This is a genomic window from Microcoleus sp. AS-A8 (assembly GCA_039962225.1).
Lineage (GTDB): Bacteria > Cyanobacteriota > Cyanobacteriia > Cyanobacteriales > Coleofasciculaceae > Allocoleopsis.
Window position 1 is genome coordinate 266,616 of record JAMPKV010000004.1, and the last position, 22,483, is coordinate 289,098.

The following is a 22,483-nucleotide window of genomic DNA, read 5'->3' on the forward strand; positions in this document are numbered from 1 at the left end:
CGACAACTCCTCCTCCTAACCCTCTTCTTTCCTACGCCATACAAATGAACTAAAAATCAACTTCCAAACCTCTGCGTCCCTCTGCGTTAAAAAAACATACTCTTAGGATCGTAATGGCCTCAATATCACTTCTATTCTCCGCTGTGAGCCAGTCCTCTACCGCTTACTAGACGACTGTACATCCATCCAAGCCAAAGACGCACCGGGATAATACTTACCGAGAATTTGTTGATAGTTGTAACCCTGTTGAGCCATACTCAAAGCACCATTTTGGCTCATTCCCCTACCACCATGCGCCTTGCTGACAATTTCATCATTAGCGGCGTACATTGATTCAACCACCCCACCTTTGTAACTGAGAAAAACGCCCTTCGTTTCCTCCGCAGCATGACGAGTTGTATTCCATTCAGAATTCACACCTCGATAAACTTGCCAACGCTGAGTATTACCGAGATCGTACAGAGAATTGGCTGGTCGTAAATAATGAACTAAAGCATAAGAACGTGCGGCAATCGCTTGCGCTTTTAAGGCATCCATCGGCCAGCTAGGAGAGACTTCACAACCCACCACACTAGCGATGTAAGACTCCAGATCAACGTAATTCACCGCTAAGAGAGTATTGCCTTGAGAAACTAGTAATAGATCGCCACGGTACCAGCGATCCCCAACGAAGACAAATCCTCCTTGGGAGGGTTTCACCCAAACACCGGCTGGTGTTTCCCACTTTCCTACCCGCATACCTGCGCCATTGGGGACAACGTTTGCGGCTTCATTGGCTGGGAGTTTCCCTAAAACCTTGCCACGCCCATCCCGGAGTTCACCCCCAGTTGAGGTACCAACCACCAATGATTTCTCTCCAGTGGCGATCGCCACTCGTATATCTATCGACGGCGTTGTGTGAGAACTTTGTGTACCTTTTGCCTTGTTTTTGGTAGAACTCTGAGATTTATTTTTCGGTTGATTGGTTTTAGAAGATTTTGGTGTTTGAGCTTTAGCTACGGGCTGTGAGGTATTGCTCTTGGTTGTAGGGACAGCCGATTGAGATTGGGATGTATTGGTTTTGGGGTTATTTGTCTGAGAGACAGTCGCTTGAGATGGGGATGTATTGGTTTTGGAATTAGAAGTGTGGGCTGGGGTTGGACTTGTAGCGGAATTTGGACTGCGTTCCCAGGAAAGACTTTGGCTGGCAATACGCTGATGCCATTCTTGTTCGGCGGCACGCGGATCTGGAGACGGTTGAAGTGCAGGTTCAGACTGGGGGGAAGGTGTTAAAGAAGATAGTTTTGACTGAGCTTGATCGGGTAAGGTTTCTGCTAATACCCAGGGCACAAACAAGGCGGCAGAGAACAAGAAAACCGACCATAATACGGAACGGTTAAAGATTGCGTGCTTGTTAGGCAGACGAAACATACATCCTCACTTCTAATTTTGGCTTGGCTGAAGATTAAAACAACCGCAAATTCAATCAGCTTAGCAAATCATTAGGGAAAACATCCCAACAGCAGGGATTGGATATTTGTTCATCCTTCCTGTGAGTGTTGCTCACAACCGAACCACTAAACTGGAGTCAATATCTTGTAACTTGGCACAACCACTTAAAGCCATCGCCAGATCGAGTTCATCCCGCAATAGCTCAAGTACATGTTTTACCCCCGCTTCTCCTGCTAAGGTTAATCCCCACAAGACAGGCCGTCCCAACAGTACGGCTTTTGCCCCTAATGCCAAAGCTTTCAGCACATCAGTACCCCGCCTGATACCGCCATCCATTAGTACATCAACTTGATCTCCAACAGCGGCGACGACTTCACTGAGGGCATCAAGGGATGCGATCGCACCATCCAATTGTCTGCCTCCATGATTGGAAACCATCACAGCTTTTGCCCCATGTTCCACCGCCCGAATCGCATCATCTCCCCGTAAAATTCCTTTCACCACTAATGGCAACGGGGATAAGGATTGCAACCATTCCAAATCCGACCAAGTTAAAGCGGGATTAAGCTGTTCTAAAAAATAGGCAAATAAGCCCGATTCACCGGGTTGGTAGGGAATTTCCAAATGGGCTAATCTGGAGAAATTCGCCAGTTCCATGTCGGAGGGGAGGACAAACTGATTGTGTGTATCTTTCTCCCGCTTGCCCAACACGGGAGCATCAACCGTGAGGCAAAGGGCTTGGAATCCCGCGGCGTGAGCGCGTTCTACGAGGGCACGGGTTAAACCGCGATCGCGATGGACATAAAGTTGAAACCATTGAGGGGTTTGGCTTCTCACACTCGCCACGTCTTCCATACTGGTGGTTGCAAGTGTACTCAATACCATCACGCTTCCCAATTTCGCAGCCGCTTTGGCAGTGGCAATTTCCCCTTCTGGATGAGCCAGACATTGAAACGCCATTGGGGCAATGAGAATCGGCAGTGGCAGTGATTGACCGAGAATTGTGGTACTTAAATCTCGTTGACTCACATCCACTAACATGCGGGGACGGAGTTTATAGCGTTCAAAAGCTGCACGATTATCTCGCAGCGTGATTTCGTCCCAAGAACCACTCGCGTAATAATCTCTCGCCATCGGAGAAAGTTGCTGGGAGGCTAGGGTTTGATATTCAAAAAGGTTAATCGGTTTTGTAGGAGGAGTCATGAGCTAATCCTACTGGATGGTGGGGGGCATGTGATCAGCTCTTCCCATCAGCCAATACGTGATCATATCTCCTTTACCCTTAATATGGGTTACCCCTCGCTCCTCAAACACATACTTATCTTTCAATCGCTCGTAAGTGGTAGGCGTCACTTGAATGCATCCAGCAACCCCATGAGATTCCATGCGAGACGCCACATTAACCGTATCGCCCCACAAGTCATAAGTGAATTTTTTAGTGCCAATGACTCCGGCGATGACCGGCCCTGTATTAATTCCAATGCGGAGGCGGAAGGGTTCGCCATTGAGTCCTTTAAAGCGAGTGATTTTCTGTTGCATATCCAGTGCCATTTCTGCGATCGCTTCCGCATGATCAGGACGAGTCGTCGGCAGTCCCCCCACAACCATGTAAGCATCTCCAATCGTCTTAATCTTCTCTAAAGAGTGCTTCTCTGCTAACTGATCGAAGTCAGAAAAGATTTTGTTGAGCAAATCCACTAATCTGGTGGGAGGAATTTCAGCCGAAATTTCGGTAAAGTTAACGAGGTCAGCAAACAAAACGGTGACATCGGCAAAGTTATCTGCAATCGTACTTTCCGCCCGTTTTAGCCGTTGTGCGATCGGAGAAGGTAAAATATTCAGCAGCAATTCTTCCGTGCATTCCTGTTGATAACGCAAAGCTTCTTCCCAAACTTTACGCTTAGTAATATCAACAACACTCCCTTCGTAGTAAAGCAATTCACCCTGAGTATCGCGAACAACGTGGGCATTTTCCGAAATCCAAATCACCTCACCATCTTGGCGATACACCTGAGACTCAAAATCGCATACCCGTTCTTCAGTTTGCATCCGTGTCAAAAAGGTATCCCAACGGTTTTTATCAACGTAGCGTTGCTGATTGAGGCAGATTAAAGCCGCCCTTAATTCTTCGGCAGACTCATAACCATATATTCTTGCTAACCCAGGATTTGCACTCAACAAACGCCCATCCGGTGTCATTTGAAATAGACCTTCATAAGTGTTTTCAAAGATACTGCGATATCGCGTCTCAGCGCTGTGCCTTGCATCCTCTGCCTGCTTACGTTCGGTCATATCACGCGCTACCCAGATTACGGAATCATTGTCCAGGGGAGAAATGCTAGCCGCGAACCAAACTTCTTTGTGCTCGATTGTGGGATGACTGTATTCAATATTGAATGTCTGTTGGGTCTCCAGAGATTCTTGAATCCGACTTAAAAAGGTATCGGCTTGAGCTTGAGGAAAAACCTCATGGAGTGTCTTGCCAATCAATTCATCAGGGGGTTTATGGAGAAGTGCCAGATTAGTCGGTGCAATTTTAAGATAGCGCCCCTGTACATCAAGGACGAGGACAACGTCTGTGATCGCTGTTAATAAAGCATGAAGTTGCGCCTCTGAATCCCGCAATACAACTTCTACATTTTGGTGTTGAGTAACTTCACGTTTTAACTGTAGATTAGCGGCCTCTAATTCACGAACTTTTTGAGCTAACTCCCATGTTTGATGAGTTTCTCGACTGACCTCAACTAACATTTCGAGTGCAACTTTAGAGGTCTTTAAATTCACTTGTTTAACTCCTAACCAAGGCAATGGTTGAATTGGGTAATTATGGCTATCAATCATGTCAAATTGCCCCGTGGTCAAAATTTTCCCAATACGGCAGGCTCTGCCTACATGATGATTGGGTTCGATTCGGACTAATCCACCTGGAGCTTCAAAACTCTGACCATAAGCCGCTACTCGCACGCATTCCACTTCAAAGGATTGTGCCTGTTCCACAGCTTGTTTCCAAAGATAAACTTGAGTATAGGCAGCTTCAATCGGGGCAGAAGTTACACGATCGCTGCCGTAGCGTTGTTGAAAGTTTTCTACAAACTGTCGATTTCTGGGAGTATCTAGGCTCTGAAAATAACTCCAACAAGCATAATGACCCGCTGCCGCCTTGCCAATTCCTTGCAGTTCCGCTTCGGCAATGCTGACGGCTAGGATGGGAATTTGGTGGAATGTAATTCCTGCTTCTTGATACTGCTGATAAAAAGCAATGTTGCTGTCGCCGTTGAGTGTATTGAAAACAACATCAGGTTGAGCTTGTTGAATTCGATGAATAATTTCTGTAAAATTACTTTCTCCTAAGGAAACATATTCTTCGCCAACAACTGTGCCTTTCTGCTGTTTGAGCTGTGCTTTAATAATTGTGTTAGCTGTGTGGGGAAAAACCGAGTTACTTCCTAGAAGATAGAAGCGTTTTCGTTTGTGAGAGAGTAGCCAAGCGACAGCAGGCTCGACTTGTTGATTTGGACAAGAGCCGGTGTAGAAAATGTTTTGGGAACACTCTAATCCTTCGTACTGGACGGGATACCAGAGGAGAGCGTTAAGTTCTTCCACCACTGGCAAGACGGCTTTGCGACTCTCAGAAGTCCAACCACCAAAAATAGTAGCGACTTGATCGGATTGGATGAGTTTTCTCGCTTTGGCTGCAAACAAGTTAGAATCAGATGCGGCATCTTCAATCACAGGTTCGATATCCTGACCCAGGACTCCTCCAGTTTGGTTAATCTCTGCGATCGCCATTAGTGCTGCATCCACCAAAGGAGCTTCACTAATTGCCATGGTTCCGCTTAGAGAATGCAAGATGCCAACTCGCACATGTGACATAGCTGGGTTTTTAGCTGCTGATTTGACATAGATCCCGAACGCAACAAGCACACAACGCACTTGGCTGGGAATGCGGTTGGGCTTTTTGCCCTAAATTTTTTGTTGCAATGATGGTAGAGGTGTCCCTTGTAAGTCTGTATAATCCAAGAGCAGGCGATTAAAACCCAATTTCATGGTGACAAGACCACGCTGCATCAGCCCCTGAGCCGCAGCCTATATGGCTTTTAAAAGTTAGGAGCCTCCACTCAATGGGTGAAGGCGTCCTTTAACTTATTTTTGTCGCTAATCGTCTAATACCCTAGATCAGTCTACCTGTGAGGGTTACGGTTAAACCTTCAGCTCAAGGTCATGGGGGTTCTCAGAGACTCATTACAGAAAGCACAGGAAATAGCTTGTGCTTTGCTTTGTGGGAAAAAGCAACGCAGCACCGAAATCTATGCACCCACTCTTCTACCTTACTCGATCTCAAAATTCGTGATGGAGGTAAAAGAGTCAGGAGAGTATCAGGGGAGATGGGGAGAATTAATCTACTTTAACTGATTCTGCGGAATTCCCCATCCTCCTATGAGGTGGGGTAGTTCACCTCTCTTTTGAGGGCAGGCAACAGACCTTGACGCTTTGACTAGCTCACGACAAAATCCAGTCATCTTCTTGCTCATCTAAAGGCTGAAGGAGTACCGACTGCGGTAGGCTAGATCGAGTCACTATCATTGCTCCAATTCACGCGATCGCTCTATGTCCCCTATTGTTAGTAGCCCTCCTCGCACTATTCGTATTGGTTCCCGCAAAAGCCAGCTTGCTCTGGTTCAAACCTATTGGGTACAGGAACAACTGCAAAAACACTTCCCGGATCGGCAGTTTGAAGTCCAGACGATGAGTACCCAAGGGGACAAAATCCTAGACGTTGCCTTATCCAAAATTGGCGATAAGGGATTGTTTACCAAGGAACTGGAAGTGGGAATGATCCATAATGAGATTGATTTAGCCGTGCATTCCCTGAAGGATTTGCCGACCCGATTGCCTGAAGGGTTGGTTTTGGGGGCTGTGACGGAACGAGAAAACCCGGCTGATGCGCTTGTGGTTCACGCCAAGCATCAGGATAAGCAGATTGATACTCTCCCGGAAGGCGCTGTTATTGGAACTTCTTCACTGCGGCGGTTGGCTCAACTGCGTTATCACTTTCCCCATCTGGCCTTTAAAGATATTCGGGGTAACTTGAATACGCGACTGGCAAAACTGGATGCGGGTGAGTACGATGCCCTAATTTTGGCAGCCGCAGGGTTAAAGCGATTGGATATGAGCGATCGCATTCACCAGATCTTACCTTCAGACATCTCCCTTCATGCCGTGGGACAAGGTGCCTTGGGCATTGAATGTCGTGAAGATGATGCGGAAGTTTTACAACTACTCAAAGCCCTGGAACATATCCCAACGGCTCAGCGCTGCTATGCTGAACGTGCCTTTCTCCGTGAACTTGAAGGCGGTTGTCAAGTACCCATTGGCGTAAATACTATCCTGGAGGGTGAACAACTCACATTAACGGGTATCGTCGCTAGTGTGGATGGACAAAAACTGGTGAAAGATACGGTGAAGGGCAATGCCACTGAGGCGGAACAGATAGGGAATGAACTCGCTCAGCGGATGCGCCAACAAGGAGCACAGGAGATTTTACAAGAAATCTTTGCTCAAATTCAGCGCGGATAGGGCGTTAGACTTCTGGTAAGAATACTCTAAAAATCCCTCCGATGATTCATCAGGAGGGATTCTGTTTTTTCTGATTTCCCTCATGTCGTAGCCGAGAGGTTGGGTTCAACAAAATTATGGAAATACCCTGCCCCTACATACCCTAATGCGATGAGGTACTAACCTACTCCGCTGTTGCTAATTCAGTACTACCGCGAGTGCGACGGCGAGTTATCGAGTTGTACAACATGCGACCGATCGCATCAATTAAATTTCCTTCCAATTCTTGGTACATCTTCCCATTCATGGCAAAAGCCGCGTTGGCTTCATCCACAATCCGCTCACAACCCGCCTCATCAATGGGCAGTTCATCCAAGGTTTGACGATAGTCAGCTTTGAATGCCTTCGCATCAGGAATATCTGCAAACTCATAGAAAGCCACACCCTTTCCATCCGGCAAGTTCATCGCGGTTTGAGCAATGCCTTTGAAAATTTGTCCGCCGGATAAATCACCTAGATAGCGAGTGTATGAGTGAGCAACTAACAGTTCCGGTGCTGTTTGGGAGAGTTCCCGAATGCGTTCCACATAAGCTTGACCGGCTGGAGAGAGTTGGATTTGCTCCCGCCAGTTCGCCCCATAATAGTAAGCCAAGTCTTGCTCTAGAGTCTGCTTGCGGTGAAGTTGGGGAAATTGAATTTGGGAGACAATCGGATGGTTGCGGCGCTTCTCCATCTCCTCTTCCATCGCGGAATAGACGAAGTAGAAATTAGCCAGCAGCTTCCGGTAGGAATTTTTCTCCACCACTCCCTTTAAAAAGCACTTCACAAAACCGACATTCTCGGCAAACGTATGGGCTTTTTTCGTGCCGACACGCAGTTTAGTGGCTAAATTGCTGCTCATGCCAAAGTTCTCAACGTTTGTTTATGAGAACTATCATAGGAAGGGTTCCCAATCGAGCCTAGTCCCTAAATGGGTACAGTTGTAATTAGTTGATGGCACGCTCTCTTCATCCTCTATTTGATGCGATCGCAAGTGCTCGGAATGAGCAGGAACTCCAACTGGCTATCATGGATACAGTGGGTCAACATTTTGGCGTACAGCGATCGGGTATCTATCTCCTCAATGACCCCTCTCGTGTGACTGAACTTGAAGTCCAGAGTATTCCTGAAGCTTGTGTCGCCCATAATCCCGTCTTGGGCTACGTGGTTGAACGTCATGTTCCCGCCCATGAGGGCTTAGTCTTACCCCCAGGAGACTGGAAGCAGCTTTGTCCGCGTCATGACCACGGACATGTGATGACCGGCCCAATTGTTAGTGGGGGGCGTCTGGTGGGAACGGTTAACTTTACCCGCATGAGTGGCACACCCGCTTTTGATACCCATGATATTGCTGACCTCAGCGCTCTATGCTTACATTTGTCAGCAAAATTTGCCACCCTACAGACGCAACCAACACGATTAACATCCCCCTTAGCCAGTCGCCTAACGCCACGCGAACTCGAAATTGCTGAACTCGTTGCCCAAGGACTGACCAATATTGAAATTGGTGCAGCCCTTTGGATTCAGCCCAATTCTGTTAAACAAGCGCTCAAACGCATGTTCCGTAAGCTGGAAGTTTCGACTCGCGCTCAACTGGTAGCACAGCTTCAATCGGTTCTGTGTTCACGCCCAGTTCTATAAAACCACCTAACGAGGCTTTCTCAGCTAATTCCGCCAGGAGCCTCACACTGAACCCGGAGGGTCAGTGTCGAGAGGAATGGCGGGTCTGTCGATGGGGTTCAATACCCCGGAGACAGACAAACTCCTAATGTATTGTCGAAGTACATCACTAATTGTTCTTTCTGTAAGCTCACAGTACCGCTCCAAGTGAGCTTTTTCCCTATCTGCAATCCTAAAGTTTATCTGTTGCATATAGCATTAATCTAGATATTGGCTATAATTATGGCATGAAACTAGCCTACCAATTCAAGCTACTACCAAAGCCTGACCAAAGCTGTCGCATGAGCAAGTGGCTCGATATGCTACGGCATCAATACAACTGGCTGTTGGCAGATAGGTTTGATTGGTTCGAGATGAACCGCTGCCCTGTCAATGCTTGTCCGTTAGTGTGCAGTATCACTGAACCACGAGAACAGCCCGAATACTATGGGCAAAAGCGCTCACTGGTGTCTCTCAAGGCAGAGAGAGAATGGTACAAAGATATCCATGCCGATGTCTTGCAGGACATGGTGAAGCGAGTAGACTTAGCCTTTGCTCGGTTCATCAAGGGAGATAGCAACGGCAAGCGTAGCGGGAAGCCTCGCTTCAAGGGCAAGAACCGATATCGTACTTTTGCTTATCAACGGGTAAAACCTGAGTGTATTCAAGGGAATCGAATTGAACTTCCCAAGCTGGGGAAAATCAAGTTCATCCAACATCGCCCTATCCCAGAGGGGTTTATCATCAAGCGAGCATTAGTTACTCTCAAGGCTGATGGCTGGTATGTGACGCTGACTCTAGAAGACGCTTCCGTCCCGGACAATCCAATCATCGACATTGAACCGACTGAGGCAAATAGTATTGGTGTTGATGCAGGACTGGAATACTTTGTCGCTTGCTCTGACGGTATGATGACAGAGCCTCCTAAGTTTTACCGACAAGCTGAACAGAAGCTAGCCAAACTGCAAGCCAAGCGAGAGTTAAGGAAGAAAGGTTCTACGGCACGTCGTAAGCTCAATCACCGGATTGAAGCGTTGCATCAACAGGTTGCTCGTCAGCGCAAGCAATGGCATTTCGAGCTAGCTGCTGAATTGGTGAATAAGGCTGAGGTTATCTTCGTAGAAGACCTCAAGGTTTCAAATATGGCAAAACGCAATAGACCCAAACAAGATGAAGAGGGTAAGTTTTTGCCTAATGGTCAATCCGCTAAGTCGGGTTTAAACAAAAGTTTTGCTGATGCTGGGATAGCTGGGTTCCTTAACGAAATTTTGCCCTACAAAGCTGGAAAAGCTGGGCGGTTGGTTGTAAAGGTCAATCCTGCTGGAACCTCCCAGCATTGTGCAATATGTCTCAACAGAGTTCCCAAGGAGTTGAGCGATAGGTGGCATGAATGCTCTTGTGGCGTGTCCATGCCTCGTGACCTTAACTCTGGAATTCTAATTAAAAAAGTGGGGTTGGGCGTTCGCCTCACTATAAAACGCGAATCCGGGAATTCTCGGAGGAGAAGCCCACACTCTAATCTTTGATTGAGTGTGGGAGTACGTCACCTATTTGATTTAGTGCAGGAGGATGTCAAAGTATTACTAAGTATGACTAGCTGAAAAGCAAAAGCACAAAAAATCAACATGAGAATTCTATTTGTTGCCGCCGAAGCCGCGCCCATTGCCAAAGTCGGTGGTATGGGGGATGTTGTGGGTGCGTTACCCAAAGTCTTGAAGCGGATGGGGCACGATGTGCGTATTTTTATGCCGTATTACGGTATGTTGCCGGATAAGATGAAAATCCCCGCAGAACCCATCTGGCGGGGATATGCCATGTTTCAAGATTTTGCCGTCTATGAAACGGTTTTACCGGGTAGTGATGTTCCGTTGTACCTGTTTGGGCATCCTGCCTTCTCCGGTCGTAACGTCTATGGTGGAGAGGATGAAGAGTGGCGGTTTACTTTATTCGCCAATGGTGCCGCTGAGTTTGCCTGGAATCACTGGAAGCCACAGCTAATCCACTGCCACGACTGGCACACGGGGATGATTCCGGTGTGGATGCACCAAGACCCCGATATCAGTACAGTCTTCACGATTCACAACCTCGCTTATCAAGGGCCATGGCGCTGGTATTTAGATAAGATTACTTGGTGTCCTTGGTACATGCAAGGACATAATACAATGGCCGCGGCGGTTCAATTTGCTGACCGCGTGAGTGTGGTTTCCCCCACCTATGCGGAGCAAATCAAAACTGCTGAATATGGTGAAACTTTAGAAGGATTGATGTCTTTCATTAGTGGCAAGATCGTTGGTATTGTCAACGGCATTGACACCGAAAGCTACAATCCAGAGACAGATAAATACATCCCAGAAAAATTTACGGCGGATACCATTGAACAACGCCGTGCCAACAAAATTGCCCTACAAGAAGAAATCGGCTTACAGGTGAATTCCGGCACCTTCCTCACCGGAATGGTGACACGGTTGGTAGACCAAAAGGGGATTGACCTGCTGATTCAGGTACTCGATCGCTTCCTCGCCTATACCGATAGTCAGTTTATTTTATTAGGAACAGGCGAGCGCTATTATGAAACCCAAATGTGGCAGATGGCCTCCCGTTATAAGGGTCGCATGTCCGCCCAATTGCTCTATAACGATGCCCTCTCCCGCCGCATTTATGCAGGTTGTGATGCCTTTTTGATGCCTTCACGCTTTGAACCCTGTGGCATTAGCCAAATGCTGGCGATGCGTTACGGTTGTGTCCCCATTGTGCGACGGACTGGCGGTCTTGTCGATACCGTCTCTCACCACGACCCTGTGAACCAAAAGGGTACCGGGTATTGTTTTGACCGCTATGAGCCGTTAGACTTTTATACGGCGGTGGTTCGTGCCACTGAGGCTTTCCGCTTTAAAGACCAATGGCAGACTCTACAGCAGCGTGGTATGCAGCAAAACTTTAGCTGGGATAAGTCAGCGGTTGAGTACATCAGGATGTATCAAGACATCTTGGGACTGCCTCAAGATGAACCTACACAGGCACAGTCAGAGCAATCACTAGCGGGTATTGTTGGCTAGTGGCAATGCCGTGATTAGTAGATCTTAAAAGATTGGGAGAGACAGTAGCACAGATCAACACACAGAGTTTGCTGGACTTCTCCCCGTCTTTATGGCAACCTATCGCCTTTTGATCTAAACCTGTGGAGTCCATTCAATGGGTGGCTGTCGTTGCCCGCCTTGCCGGACGGATAGAAGAAAACTCACGCTCAAACAGGTTTGGCTGTGTTGACTAAATTACGTCCTGTAAGACCTTGCGCGTGTTGCGCCACGCCCAGATCCCGGCTACGGCTACTACAATGCTCATGCCTACCAGTACAACTCCTAAACCCAGCCGATCAGTCAAAGGGCCTGCCACTGCCAACGGAACACTGAGGGCAATATTCACCACATTATTTTGAAACCCAAAAACCTTGCCTCGCATGGTTTCTTCTGTAGCGGTATGGATGACGGTTTGCATCGGGACGCCAATCAAGGAGGCGGCTAAACCCAACAACCCACTCAGAGCCAAGCCCAACCCAATATGTTTGGTAAAGGTAAATACAGCCAAGACAAACGCCATACTCACAAAACCAACCAGGGGAAGGGGCTGATGATGGAAGCGATCGCCCCAGTTTCCTAATATCCCAGCCCCAAAGACTACGCCGATGCCAGCGGCGGCTAAAAGAAAGCCAAATTGAGTTGGCTTGAGTCCAATCCGTTCTGCCAAGCTAAAGGCCAGCACGGTTAAAGCGGCAAAGACCGAATATAGAACGGTCAGTTGCATCATGGCATTTCTCACCAGACGATTTTGCCACAGATAGCGCAGACCTTCTTTAAAATCATTCCAGGGGTGAATGCCTAAGTCCTTGGTGTTGAGTTTCTTTTCTTTAAGGGTGACGAACAAGCCGCTCAGCGCTGCCAGCAAGTACACTCCAGCCACAAAAAATTCTTGACTATCTTCTCCTGCCCAAGTTTTGACCAGACTCAATACTGGCTCTCCGATCGCGAAACCGACAATCAAGGAGCCCATCATGGTTGTAGTAAATAGCGCATTGGCTGACATCAAGTTTTCCCGTCGCACCAACAGTGGAATTGCCGCCTGCTCAGCAGGGGCAAAAAATTGCGTCACGCTAGAGATTAAAAAGGTAATCACTAACAGGATAAAAAACTGCTTGGGCAATAGGGGAATTAAGAGCATTAGTGCTGCCCGCAGGATATCCGCCGCAATCATCACTTGCTTCTTGGGCAAGCGATCAACAAAAATTCCTGCCGCTGAGCCAAACAAAATCGCTGGTAGTGTAAAAGCGATCATTAAGGCAGACCGCATTGAATTTTCAAAACCAGGTGGTGACTGATAGTTTTCGAGCAGGGAGATCAGCAAAACAAAAAAGACTTTGTCTGCTACCTGAGATACTACCTGACCAAACCACAGCACCATAAAGGATCGGTTCTTGAGCAGGGCTTGAAATCCGCTCGTCCTCGCCGGAGGTTCCGCTGGAAACATAGCAATCGTTCGGTCGGCTATCGATTTCTTTACTTAGTGTGTCTTGTTAAAAAGCGCTGATGCCAGTCTAGCAGCCAATTTTTTTTGTGGGCTACGACAAGGAACAGGTGTAAATTTTATACTCTAACTTAGTAACAGCTAAAACAGAAAAAGCAGATCGAGTCTGGAAACTCACCCGTCGTAAGGTTTTACCGTTGGGAACCATATCTGCCAAGGACAAGGATTGCTCCTGTGTGGGGAAAATTTACAGGACATTGAGACTCAAAACATTTCTAATGGATATGCCGCTTGCTCAATTGTCACATAGATCCTGGTTGACAATCGTTTTTTGTTGACTACACTACAAAACTTAACTCCCTGATGGGTTAAGTAGCTAGCTATTGATTAACCTGAGAGTTCTTACCCAAAGACTTCTCAGGTTAATCAAGCGATAAGTCTTCCTCTGTTTCAAAAAAGTCAACGGCACCACTGCTGATTTCGTAATAAGCACCAATCACAGCAATCTCCTTGTTTCGCATCGCTTCCAATACAACTGGGTTTTGCTTAAGTTCGTGTACTTGGCTGCGAACATTGGCGATTACTGCTTCGCGCATCCGTGCTTTTGAGTCGCGAATCCGTGGCAGTCGGCTCACAGATGGCACAATGTGAGCCAGCAGAAATTGGATATGTTGCGATTCAAAGCGCCGTTCTGCTTCATCTAGCATTGCTGCTTGCACAGCACCACAGCCCTCATGGCCCATCACGACCACTAGCCGTGTTTTTAAGTGCCTGATAGCATACTCAATACTTCCTAATGTTCCCGCCTCAACAACATTACCGGCAATACGAATGACAAATAAATCGCCTGCCCGTTGATCGTAAATAATTTCCGTCGGCACCCGACTATCCGAACAGCCAAGGACGACAGCAAAAGGAGTCTGCGTCAATAGTTGGGCGCGACGGTCGATGGCTGAAAAATCAGAAGGGAGTCTTTCCCCACTGAAAAAGCGGGCATTACCAATCTTGAGAGCAACAATCGCTTCCTCTCTAGTTTGGATCGTAGGGGCTTTGAGCTGAGCCACTTCCCTCATTGTCAGGTTTGTGCGAAACACGCGGTCTAAGTCTAGATTGTGTTCTATGAGTGACTGGTCATCCAGTATTTTTTCCGAGTGATTGGCTTTTCCATCCATAAAGCGTTGTCTCGTAAAATTTTTTGACCATAAAAACTTTACTCTTACCCAGAGGGAGTTATGCATCAACTGCAACAATTTGGCCAAGTGGGGACTGATGCTGTTGGGAAGAATGGCTGTGTAGCGAGTACAGGTTAGGCTTTATCAGGGTGAGAAAGCTGAGGATGAGGAGGCGGGATAGGGAAAGATGCGCGATCGCACGACTGTAATGTACAAAATTACTATTGTTGGATTTTGTATGATTTTAAATAACTAGGAATTCTTTATCATAAAAAAGCTCTAGACTTACTTAAGTTTGATAAAAATTTAAGCTCTCAGTTTTAGGATGAGCTTTTTACATTATGGTCAAGCGATCGCTTCAGGCGTCACCCATCGGGATTCAACAGGCTAAACGAGCGTTTGCCCGTAAGGGCTGGACTCAAGAAAATCTAGCTCTTGAAGTGAACGTAAAGACTCGTCAGCCCGTTTGGAGATTTTTCTCAGGTCGTCCGATTGAACACGATACTTTTAAAGAAATTTGCTCTGTCTTGGGGCTGAATTGGCGGGAGATTGCGGAAAATCCGCCAGCAGAGGGGTCTGAACCTGGAGAACAGGCACGTCTAGAGATTGATGCCTTGGTACAACAGGTGCGAGCGCAACGCCACGACAAAATTCAAAACCAGTGTGGCACCTTGCAGCTATTGGATATCAGCCGTCCCGTTGGGATCGACGACATTTACATCGATGTCAATATTGTTGAGGAAATCGCAAGCCAACAGTGGTTAGAAATAGCTGACCTAAAAAGCCTTACGCCAGAAGAATTTGACCGCTTCGGCTTGGGTGAAGTTTCCCAGAAAAAAATATCAGGGATGAGGGCAGTTGAAAGCTACTCTAAGCTTAGGGTGTTGGGTAAACCGGGGTCTGGTAAAACCACTTTTTTGCAACATCTCGCCATTGAGTGCAACCAAGGCAAATTTGCGACAAACCGGGTTCCCATTTTTATTACCTTAAGAGATTTTGCGGACGAGTCTAAAGAGGCAGGTCATAGCAGCTTATTAAACTATATCCGAGCAGAATTTCTTACCTCTGGAATTTCAGACCCTTCTGTAATTGAAACCCTGCTGCGTGAGGGTAGAGTCTTGCTGTTGCTCGACGGGCTGGATGAAGTACTCGGATCAGATAGCAACGCCGTCATCAATGAAATCCGCAGATTCTCCGAGAACTATGAAAAGAATCTATGTGTCACCACCTGCCGAACAACACATCAAACATTTACCCTCAGGCGCTTTACGGATGTCGAAATTGCCCCATTTACCCAAGAGCAAATTGCTGCCTTTGCTCAGAAGTGGTTTGCCACATTGACGAAAACGAATGCCGAGGATGACGTTGATCCAGCCGTTCAGTTCATTGAGAAATTGGACTTACCTGAAAACTTGCAATTCCGCAAACTCGCCGTCACGCCCTTGTTTCTGCATCTGGCTTGCTGGGTGTTCCGTCGCCAGGAAAAATTTCCAACCAAAAAAAGCGAGTTTTATAAGCAATGTCTAGACCTTCTCCTGGTCAAATGGGATGAAGCCAGGGGGATTCAGAGAGATGAAGTTTACCGGGGGTTTTTATTGCCCCAAAAGCTCAAGCTGCTGAGTCAGGTTGCAGCCGTGTCGTTTGAGCAGGGGCATTACTTTCTGGAACAACATGCCATTGAGGGACACATTGGCGACTATATTCGTAATTTACCCAATGCATCCACTGAGCCAGAGGAATTGCAACTCGATAGTGAAGTGGTACTCAAGGCTATAGAGTTACAACATGGTTTATTGATAGAACGAGTGCGGGGAATTTTTTCCTTCTCTTATTTGGCGTTTCAAGAATACTTCACTGCCCGGAAAATTGTTGCCAGTCATAATTTACAAGCCTTAGAGAAACCCCTAGAACGACTGGTGAGTCACATCACTGAACCCCGGTGGCGCGAAATCTTTTTGTTGACGGCTGCCATGCTGCGGAGTGCAGACTCCCTGGTACAGTTGATGAAGCAACAAGTTGATGGGCTAGTCGCCCAAGACCCCTATCTCCAAGAGTTTTTAACCTGGGCGAGTCAAAAGTCCCAAGCTGTTCCTCCCCAGCCCTCTGCAATTCGCGCTTTTTACTTTGCCCTTGCCCGGACTCCTCACATTGCTCCTCACGTTGCCCTTGCCTGCACCCTTGACCAAGGTATTTTTCTGGATGCCGCACTGGATAACTTGGTGTTGGAGAGCGCTATTGGCTCCAGTCCTGATTTTGCCCATGCCTATGCGTGTGCCGATGCCTTGAGTAATGCCCTGACTATTGTTCTGGATCTGGGGTTACAGCAGTCCCTGCAACAACTCCAAGACCAACTTCCTGACTCAAAACGGGATAGAGAAAAGTTTCAGGAATGGTGGCAAACCAACCATGTAGCTTGGAGTGAGCGGTTGAGGAAAGCGATCGCGCTTCACCGAAATATTCAGCATCAGTGGCACTTCAGCCCTGAGCAGCAGCAAGTGTTGCAACGATACTATGATGCCAATCAGTTACTCATCGATTGCCTCAATAGTAACTGTGAAGTAACAGGTGCCGTGCGGCAGGAAATTGAAGCCGCCTTGTTGTTGCCGCAGAAAGAACTTGAGGAGAGAGAATGGCATTGACGTACTCCCCCATCTAAAGAAGGGGGATTCTTAAAAGATGTTACGAGGCGGACTGAAGTCGCGCCTCTCCACCCTTCTTCTTGCTTCTTGGACTCTTAACTAGACGGTTACCCGTCCCCGTCAGACCGTCTCCACAAGCATTTTCTTTATTCTCCAGGATGCGTCCCACCCCAGAGATTCCGCGATTACGGACAATTTGAGCAGCAGCTACGTCGCGATGCGTGGTGTACCCACACTCAAGGCAAGAATGAACTCTGTCGCTAAGTTTTTTCTTGCCTGTATGGGTATCGCACTGAGGGCAGACCTGAGAGGTGTAATCCTTGTTGACTTCACCAAAATACACACCACGCTTCCAGCACACCCATTTGAGGATATTAACGAACTGCCCAAATCCAGCATCTAAGGTATGTTTTCCAAACAAACCCTTTGCCCATACTCGAAAGTCGATGTCTTCAACAAACATCATCCCAGCGTCATCACATAGCTGATGAGCAAGTTTAAAGTGCCAATATGAACGAGTGTCGCTAATACGCTGATGTAACTTTGCAATTTTTCTGTTGAGTTTGTGGCGATTATTGGAACCTTTCTTCTTGTGCTTAAGTCTGCGTTGGAGCAATTTCAGCTTACGGTGCAGCGAGTTCAAGAATCGAGGTCTATCAACCACAAGCCCATCAGAGGTTGCGACAAACTTATCTAACCCAAGGTCAATCCCAACCGGATGACCATGAGGCATAACATCAGGAACAGATACATCACATTCCAGTGATAGCTGCACGAAATACCCAGATGCCTTGCGGATAATTCGAGCCTGCTTAACCACAAACCCGTCTGGGATTTCCCGTGATTTAATATATTCCAACCAACCTAGCTGGGGAAGCTTAATTTGATTCCCCTTCAATAGCTGACCCTTTCCCAGTTGCGGATAGACAAATGACCGCATTCGGTATCTGTTCTTAAATCGAGGGAAACCCATTCCCTTGCGCTTCATGTCCACAAAAGCGGCTTCCAGTCTTTTGAGAACTTACTGCAATGCCTGAGCATTAACCGTTGCTAGTTCTGGGAATTCAGTCTTAGCTTTTGTTAATGTCCTGCATTGCTGAGCATAACAGTGCTATCAGTATGAGCGCCACAACACAATTCACGAGAGCGTCATGTATCTCTCATTTATTTTCCCGATTCCCTCAGCCTCGTTTTCTAAACATGCATTTCCTGATGGCAGTGGCTACAGCGCCAGTAAAGTTCTCCAAAACGCACATGACGAAGTAAAACGTATGAACAGTAAGGACAAAGATGCTTATTCATCATCGATTGACTCCTTGTTGTCGATATACCCAGGTGACTGCGACTCGTTAATAACGTTTTATTCCTCATATATTTCACCAAGCTTTGGTCATTTATTTTAACAAGTATTAGTATTACATTTTGCTGTTATAAATCATGTATAATTCAGCGTTTTATCAGCGTATAAGTTGTATATTCTGTCCGGGATTTTCTAGATTTTCTACAATAATCTGTAAACGCATCACTCAATCTTATGGTTCAAATAACCTTCTTTATGCAAGAGATTTATTGGCTATTTTCTCTACAGGTGTGACAAAGAAATCTTCATGCCACTTTTTTCTATTGCTGCCAAATATTTCCATTACCTGCCATACCTGACAAGTCACAATATAACTGCATTGACCATGAGCAACACCGTACAGCTTAACCCATTGTTCCGGGGCTAGCTGCTCAGACTCGTTCAACGGAATCAATTCCTGCATCTTTAATGGTGTATCAAAGTACTTAATTTACAGGCATGGAGATAAGTAGGGTAGACAATGCCCACCCTACGGATGTCACACACTCTTGAAATCCTCAACCAGTTAGGAAAGGTTTGGTTCCTACTGCATGGCACAAATGAGAGCGTTCTACCGAACCAATCCCAAGTTCATCAGTTCCTTGGGAGATGCCAGCACATCAATTGCCACTAAGAAAATCTTGCCTTGAGGATTGAGCAAGAACCGCCATGATAGGTTGATGCCAACACTGTCACCAAACCAAGGAGTGTGTACTTTACCCGTCACTTTAATCTGGGTGAACTCTCCTTCTGCTGCCTCAGATACCCCCCGCTCTGGTATCAGCTTGAGTCCGTAGCATTCTTCACGCATATACATGAGGATGTTCTCATGACCCACAATCGGTTTCTCAAAAGGAGGTTGCAAGGCACCGTCTTCAGCAAACAAAGCTACAGCCGCAGGAAAGTCAAAGGCGTTCATGTTCTCCATGTAGCTCAACACTGTTAAGTTGTCGATGCCCTCAATTTTGACCTTAGTTCGGGATGCAAAATCTTGAGGTGGAACTACAGGTTCTTTTACTTTTTGAGTACCGCCAGTTGGGACATATCCCATGTTGACGACAATCTCCCGTAACACGCTCAGTTGTTGTCCTCCTTCAAGCTGACGGATGGCTTCGAGTACATCGGATGCTTTCGCAGACAGTTTATAGCCTTCTGGAATCGGAGCAACAATTAAGAGTTTCATCCACTCGCTTAACTGATACCAGAAGCCCAACTTGACATTCATGCCGAAAGACGAATAGGTACGGCAGATGGGAGTGTCAGTCTGGTTAACCAAATCGCACATGACTTGCGCTTGCTCCAAAGCAGGCATCTGCTTGATTTGATTTAGGGTGTTTTCTGCAAAGATCATGTTAGCTGCCGACATAGCAGCGGGAGTGATGGTAACTCCCATTTCGGTATAGGCAAACCACAGTAAAGCTAACTGATCTTCAGCACTGAGTTGATTGAATGATTCAACCGTAGCTGGAACCGCATCAGCAACTTGAGTGTTCGGGAAAATAGAGCGTGCTGAATCGATAGTAAAAGACATGATCAAAATCTCCAGAACGAAATTACGTTAATTTGTTGGCAGTGTTTCAAAAGTAGTGATGCTAGCTTGGAACTGCCGGACATAACTGATTTTCGAGATTGCTCTCGTCATGTCTAAGGACATTACCCAAAATGCGTTGAGCGATCTGCGCTGACGCTCCTAACGTCGCTACCGCTTCGCTATCGCAGCAGCGCTTCGCTATCGCATAAGTGGATTGTTGGCAAATTGCTAAACCGTCAAGCACACCCAGGAACTCATCCAAATTCAGGGGTTTAGTGAACCACCTGTCAAACCCAGCCGAGAGAGCACGTTGTTCCATGTCTTTATCGGCATAGGCTGTCACAGCCAGGGCTAGCGTCTCTTTCCCTCGCGCTGCCGTGAGTGTTCTCACTTGACGAATCAGGGCAAAGCCATCCTCGTTTGGCAAGGCAATTTCGCTCACGAGGACATCCGGCTGCCATTGCACAAATATTTCCAGAGCTTGCTGGGCTAAAAAAGCTACTCGCACCTCTACACCATAGGGTTCTAGCAGCAGCGTCATCAAATCGCAGGCATCGATATTGTTATCTACAACGAGCATTCGCAGCCCTTGGAGGGATGGAATATTACTCGGAAATCCATGATCTATATACATAGCAGCTCCTATGAGGATTTCATGTGTAACGACTGCTAAAAACGCTAACCCTATAGAGGCGTTAACCAGAAGGTGACTAATTTCTTCAAGTTCCCCTACCCAATGACAGGGTGCTGCTTCATTTCTGGGGTTATTTGGTTAACTACGACCGGAAAAGTAAGGAAAGTATCAAATCTGAGTTCTTACAACGTGGAGTAGTAAGGATAGGGAGTTACTAGCCCATAGATAGTATTAGCTATCTATGGATTTAATTACTCAGGAATCAATACTGTGTCAATGATGTGGATGACACCGTTATCAGCATCAACATCTGGTGTTGAGACTGTTGCATCATTCACCTTAACACTGCCATTGGAAGCGTCAATTTTCACCTCTGAACCTTCAACCGTAGTTGCTGATTTCTGCGTCAAGCTAAAGTCAGCCGCCTTTACCTTACCTGAGACGACATGATAAGTCAGGATTTTCTTGAGCTTTGGAATATCCTTCAGCAAGGCGTCTACGGTACCGTTTGGAAGCTTAGCAAACGCCTCATCAGTAGGTGCAAAGACGGTGAATGGACCAGCGCCTTTGAGAGTATCTACCAATTCGGCAGCCTTGATTGCAGTAACCAGCGTGTTGAAAGAACCAGCCTTAACGGCAGTATCAACAATATCAGCCATGTTTATACCTAGTTTTGTGCAATCTCTTAACAACCTTTAGTATGACATCCTGCTGTTAGAAATCATGTTTGACTCAACGTTTGATGAGTGTATAACTTGTATAAGTTGTACTGTTAATATTTAAATTTTTACAAGAAAACTAAAATATGAAATTGCATCATTAAAAATATGTATCTTTGGGCTGGTTAACTTATTTAAATTTTTCGTTAATAAGTTATTCGTTGCCCTGCTAGTGCTGATTGCATTTGTTGCGAGGTAATCGTATCAATAAGCGATCGCTTGGTTATTGGGGTCAGTGACGATGCAAATTTTGGCAGAGGTTAAGCGTTTGCAACTGAGTGAGGGCTGCGATCACTTCTGGCACTTCCGTCAACCAATTTTGGGAGAGGTTAAGCACTTGCAATTGGGTGAGGGCTGCGATCGCCTCTGGCAGTTCCGTCAAGCAATTGTGGCAGAGGTTAAGCGTTTGCAATTGGGTGAGGGCTGCGATCGCTTCTGGCACTTCCCTCAATTCGTTGACGGAGAGGTCAAGCACTTGCAACTGGGTGAGGGCTGCGATCGCTTCTGGCACTTCCGTCAATTCGTTGGCTAGGAGGTAAAGCTCTTGCAACTGGGTGAGGGCTGCGATCGCTTCTGGCACTTCCGTCAATTGGTTGCAGGAGAGATCAAGCCTTTGCAATTGGGTGAGAGAGCCAATTGCCTCTGGCAGTTCAGTCAGTTTCATTTCCCTGAGATCGAGTTCCGTTGCTCCCTTTTGCCGTGCTGCTTCGATGCGCTGTTCGGCTTCCTGATATGCCTCATCCCGTGCCATCGCCAACTCCTATTTGTTCGCTCAATCCCCTACAGACTCAGTTATAACTTCAATCTCTGCTAAGCTTTCCCAACTTATAACGGTTATCTCCGAAGCGATCACACATATTAAGAGGTTGGGGGATAAGATTGTGCAATGTTTTACGCACATCCGCTTACAAATTGCGGTTGCTATGATATTCGGAGTAGCGGTAGGGATAGCGAAATGACGCTCACGGACGTTCGTGAACTAATGCAATATGTCACCAATGCTCAGGGTAAAACTACAGGCGTATTAGTACCTCTAGAAGTTTGGGAAGAACTCCTGAAATCGTGGCAGGCTCTTGCAGACGAGCTTGAGCAAGTTGATGAAGCGGAACCTAACGAGCAAATTCTGGCAGATTTGAAAGATTCTCTTCGCCAAATAAAAGCCGGACAAACATTCCCTATTTCTGAATTATGGGATGGAATTGATGTCTGAAGATTCTACTAACGTTCTCATTGGAGTAGAGCTTAA

17 protein-coding genes and 1 pseudogene are annotated in these 22,483 nt (G+C 46.8%); 6 read left to right on the forward strand and 12 right to left on the reverse strand.

Annotated elements, in window-relative coordinates:
• Positions 1–156 precede the first annotated feature (156 nt).
• The 3 genes from NDI48_08475 to NDI48_08485 all read right to left on the reverse strand — a co-directional run bounded on the left by NDI48_08475 (position 157) and on the right by NDI48_08485 (position 5,259).
• Positions 157–1,410, reverse strand: coding sequence for a SpoIID/LytB domain-containing protein (locus NDI48_08475; GenBank protein ID MEP0831244.1), 1,254 nt, complete (start codon positions 1,408–1,410; stop codon positions 157–159).
• Between the two features lie 132 nt (positions 1,411–1,542).
• The gene (locus tag NDI48_08480; GenBank protein ID MEP0831245.1) at positions 1,543–2,634 is read right to left on the reverse strand and encodes an alpha-hydroxy-acid oxidizing protein; all 1,092 of its coding nucleotides are present in this window, start codon (positions 2,632–2,634) and stop codon (positions 1,543–1,545) included.
• A gap of 9 nt (positions 2,635–2,643) precedes the next feature.
• Positions 2,644–5,259, reverse strand: a complete 2,616-nt coding sequence (locus tag NDI48_08485; GenBank protein MEP0831246.1) for a transporter substrate-binding protein — start codon at positions 5,257–5,259, stop codon at positions 2,644–2,646.
• Positions 5,260–6,039: 780 nt separating this feature from the next.
• Here NDI48_08485 and hemC point away from each other — a divergent pair.
• Positions 6,040–7,008, forward strand: coding sequence for a hydroxymethylbilane synthase (hemC, locus tag NDI48_08490; protein ID MEP0831247.1), 969 nt, complete (start codon positions 6,040–6,042; stop codon positions 7,006–7,008).
• Between the two features lie 163 nt (positions 7,009–7,171).
• Here the strand turns inward: hemC and NDI48_08495 are convergent, their stop codons facing one another.
• Complete coding sequence (locus tag NDI48_08495; GenBank protein MEP0831248.1) at positions 7,172–7,888, reverse strand: heme oxygenase (biliverdin-producing); 717 nt, start codon at positions 7,886–7,888, stop codon at positions 7,172–7,174.
• Positions 7,889–7,980: 92 nt separating this feature from the next.
• Here NDI48_08495 and NDI48_08500 point away from each other — a divergent pair, with 92 nt between their 5' ends.
• The 3 genes from NDI48_08500 (at position 7,981) to glgA (ending at position 11,741) form a co-directional block, all read left to right on the forward strand.
• Complete coding sequence (locus tag NDI48_08500) at positions 7,981–8,667, forward strand: LuxR C-terminal-related transcriptional regulator (GenBank protein MEP0831249.1); 687 nt, start codon at positions 7,981–7,983, stop codon at positions 8,665–8,667.
• Positions 8,668–8,933: 266 nt separating this feature from the next.
• On the forward strand, positions 8,934–10,211 hold the full coding sequence (locus NDI48_08505) for a transposase (GenBank protein ID MEP0831250.1): 1,278 nt from the start codon (positions 8,934–8,936) through the stop codon (positions 10,209–10,211).
• 99 nt (positions 10,212–10,310) lie between these two features.
• Positions 10,311–11,741 (forward strand): glycogen synthase GlgA, encoded by a 1,431-nt coding sequence (gene glgA, locus NDI48_08510; GenBank protein MEP0831251.1) that lies wholly within the window; start codon positions 10,311–10,313, stop codon positions 11,739–11,741.
• Positions 11,742–11,952: 211 nt separating this feature from the next.
• On the opposite strand, the gene NDI48_08515 is transcribed toward glgA, so the two are convergent.
• Together NDI48_08515 and NDI48_08520 are read right to left on the reverse strand one after the other, a co-directional pair.
• Positions 11,953–13,206: an MFS transporter gene (locus NDI48_08515; protein MEP0831252.1), complete on the reverse strand. Its 1,254-nt coding sequence runs from the start codon at positions 13,204–13,206 to the stop codon at positions 11,953–11,955.
• Between the two features lie 419 nt (positions 13,207–13,625).
• Positions 13,626–14,375: a carbonic anhydrase gene (locus NDI48_08520; protein ID MEP0831253.1), complete on the reverse strand. Its 750-nt coding sequence runs from the start codon at positions 14,373–14,375 to the stop codon at positions 13,626–13,628.
• A gap of 341 nt (positions 14,376–14,716) precedes the next feature.
• Here NDI48_08520 and NDI48_08525 point away from each other — a divergent pair, with 341 nt between their 5' ends.
• Complete coding sequence (locus NDI48_08525; GenBank protein ID MEP0831254.1) at positions 14,717–17,014, forward strand: NACHT domain-containing NTPase; 2,298 nt, start codon at positions 14,717–14,719, stop codon at positions 17,012–17,014.
• A gap of 40 nt (positions 17,015–17,054) precedes the next feature.
• Here NDI48_08525 and NDI48_08530 read toward each other — a convergent pair.
• The 6 genes and pseudogenes from NDI48_08530 to NDI48_08555 form a co-directional block, all read right to left on the reverse strand.
• Positions 17,055–18,110, reverse strand: a pseudogene (locus NDI48_08530) (transposase).
• A gap of 457 nt (positions 18,111–18,567) precedes the next feature.
• Positions 18,568–18,777: a hypothetical protein gene (locus NDI48_08535; protein MEP0831255.1), complete on the reverse strand. Its 210-nt coding sequence runs from the start codon at positions 18,775–18,777 to the stop codon at positions 18,568–18,570.
• A 147-nt stretch (positions 18,778–18,924) separates the two neighbouring features.
• Entirely contained in the window at positions 18,925–19,884 is a 960-nt protein-coding gene (locus NDI48_08540; protein MEP0831256.1) for an orange carotenoid-binding protein, read from the reverse strand.
• 61 nt (positions 19,885–19,945) lie between these two features.
• On the reverse strand, positions 19,946–20,518 hold the full coding sequence (locus NDI48_08545; protein MEP0831257.1) for a response regulator: 573 nt from the start codon (positions 20,516–20,518) through the stop codon (positions 19,946–19,948).
• A 251-nt stretch (positions 20,519–20,769) separates the two neighbouring features.
• Positions 20,770–21,177, reverse strand: a complete 408-nt coding sequence (locus tag NDI48_08550; GenBank protein MEP0831258.1) for a fasciclin domain-containing protein — start codon at positions 21,175–21,177, stop codon at positions 20,770–20,772.
• Between the two features lie 292 nt (positions 21,178–21,469).
• The gene (locus NDI48_08555) at positions 21,470–21,988 is read right to left on the reverse strand and encodes a leucine-rich repeat domain-containing protein (GenBank protein ID MEP0831259.1); all 519 of its coding nucleotides are present in this window, start codon (positions 21,986–21,988) and stop codon (positions 21,470–21,472) included.
• Positions 21,989–22,192: 204 nt separating this feature from the next.
• Here NDI48_08555 and NDI48_08560 point away from each other — a divergent pair, with 204 nt between their 5' ends.
• On the forward strand, positions 22,193–22,447 hold the full coding sequence (locus NDI48_08560; protein MEP0831260.1) for a hypothetical protein: 255 nt from the start codon (positions 22,193–22,195) through the stop codon (positions 22,445–22,447).
• Positions 22,448–22,483: the final 36 nt, after the last annotated feature.

Coding starts and splice junctions, on each gene's coding strand:
- NDI48_08475 (MEP0831244.1), bottom strand. CDS start 1,410: ATGTTTCGTCTGCCTAACAAGCACGCAATCTTTAACCGTTCCGTATTA.
- NDI48_08480 (MEP0831245.1), bottom strand. CDS start 2,634: ATGACTCCTCCTACAAAACCGATTAACCTTTTTGAATATCAAACCCTA.
- NDI48_08485 (MEP0831246.1), bottom strand. CDS start 5,259: ATGGCAATTAGTGAAGCTCCTTTGGTGGATGCAGCACTAATGGCGATC.
- hemC (MEP0831247.1), top strand. CDS start 6,040: ATGTCCCCTATTGTTAGTAGCCCTCCTCGCACTATTCGTATTGGTTCC.
- NDI48_08495 (MEP0831248.1), bottom strand. CDS start 7,888: ATGAGCAGCAATTTAGCCACTAAACTGCGTGTCGGCACGAAAAAAGCC.
- NDI48_08500 (MEP0831249.1), top strand. CDS start 7,981: ATGGCACGCTCTCTTCATCCTCTATTTGATGCGATCGCAAGTGCTCGG.
- NDI48_08505 (MEP0831250.1), top strand. CDS start 8,934: ATGAAACTAGCCTACCAATTCAAGCTACTACCAAAGCCTGACCAAAGC.
- glgA (MEP0831251.1), top strand. CDS start 10,311: ATGAGAATTCTATTTGTTGCCGCCGAAGCCGCGCCCATTGCCAAAGTC.
- NDI48_08515 (MEP0831252.1), bottom strand. CDS start 13,206: ATGTTTCCAGCGGAACCTCCGGCGAGGACGAGCGGATTTCAAGCCCTG.
- NDI48_08520 (MEP0831253.1), bottom strand. CDS start 14,375: ATGGATGGAAAAGCCAATCACTCGGAAAAAATACTGGATGACCAGTCA.
- NDI48_08525 (MEP0831254.1), top strand. CDS start 14,717: ATGGTCAAGCGATCGCTTCAGGCGTCACCCATCGGGATTCAACAGGCT.
- NDI48_08535 (MEP0831255.1), bottom strand. CDS start 18,777: ATGCAGGAATTGATTCCGTTGAACGAGTCTGAGCAGCTAGCCCCGGAA.
- NDI48_08540 (MEP0831256.1), bottom strand. CDS start 19,884: ATGTCTTTTACTATCGATTCAGCACGCTCTATTTTCCCGAACACTCAA.
- NDI48_08545 (MEP0831257.1), bottom strand. CDS start 20,518: ATGTATATAGATCATGGATTTCCGAGTAATATTCCATCCCTCCAAGGG.
- NDI48_08550 (MEP0831258.1), bottom strand. CDS start 21,177: ATGGCTGATATTGTTGATACTGCCGTTAAGGCTGGTTCTTTCAACACG.
- NDI48_08555 (MEP0831259.1), bottom strand. CDS start 21,988: ATGGCACGGGATGAGGCATATCAGGAAGCCGAACAGCGCATCGAAGCA.
- NDI48_08560 (MEP0831260.1), top strand. CDS start 22,193: ATGACGCTCACGGACGTTCGTGAACTAATGCAATATGTCACCAATGCT.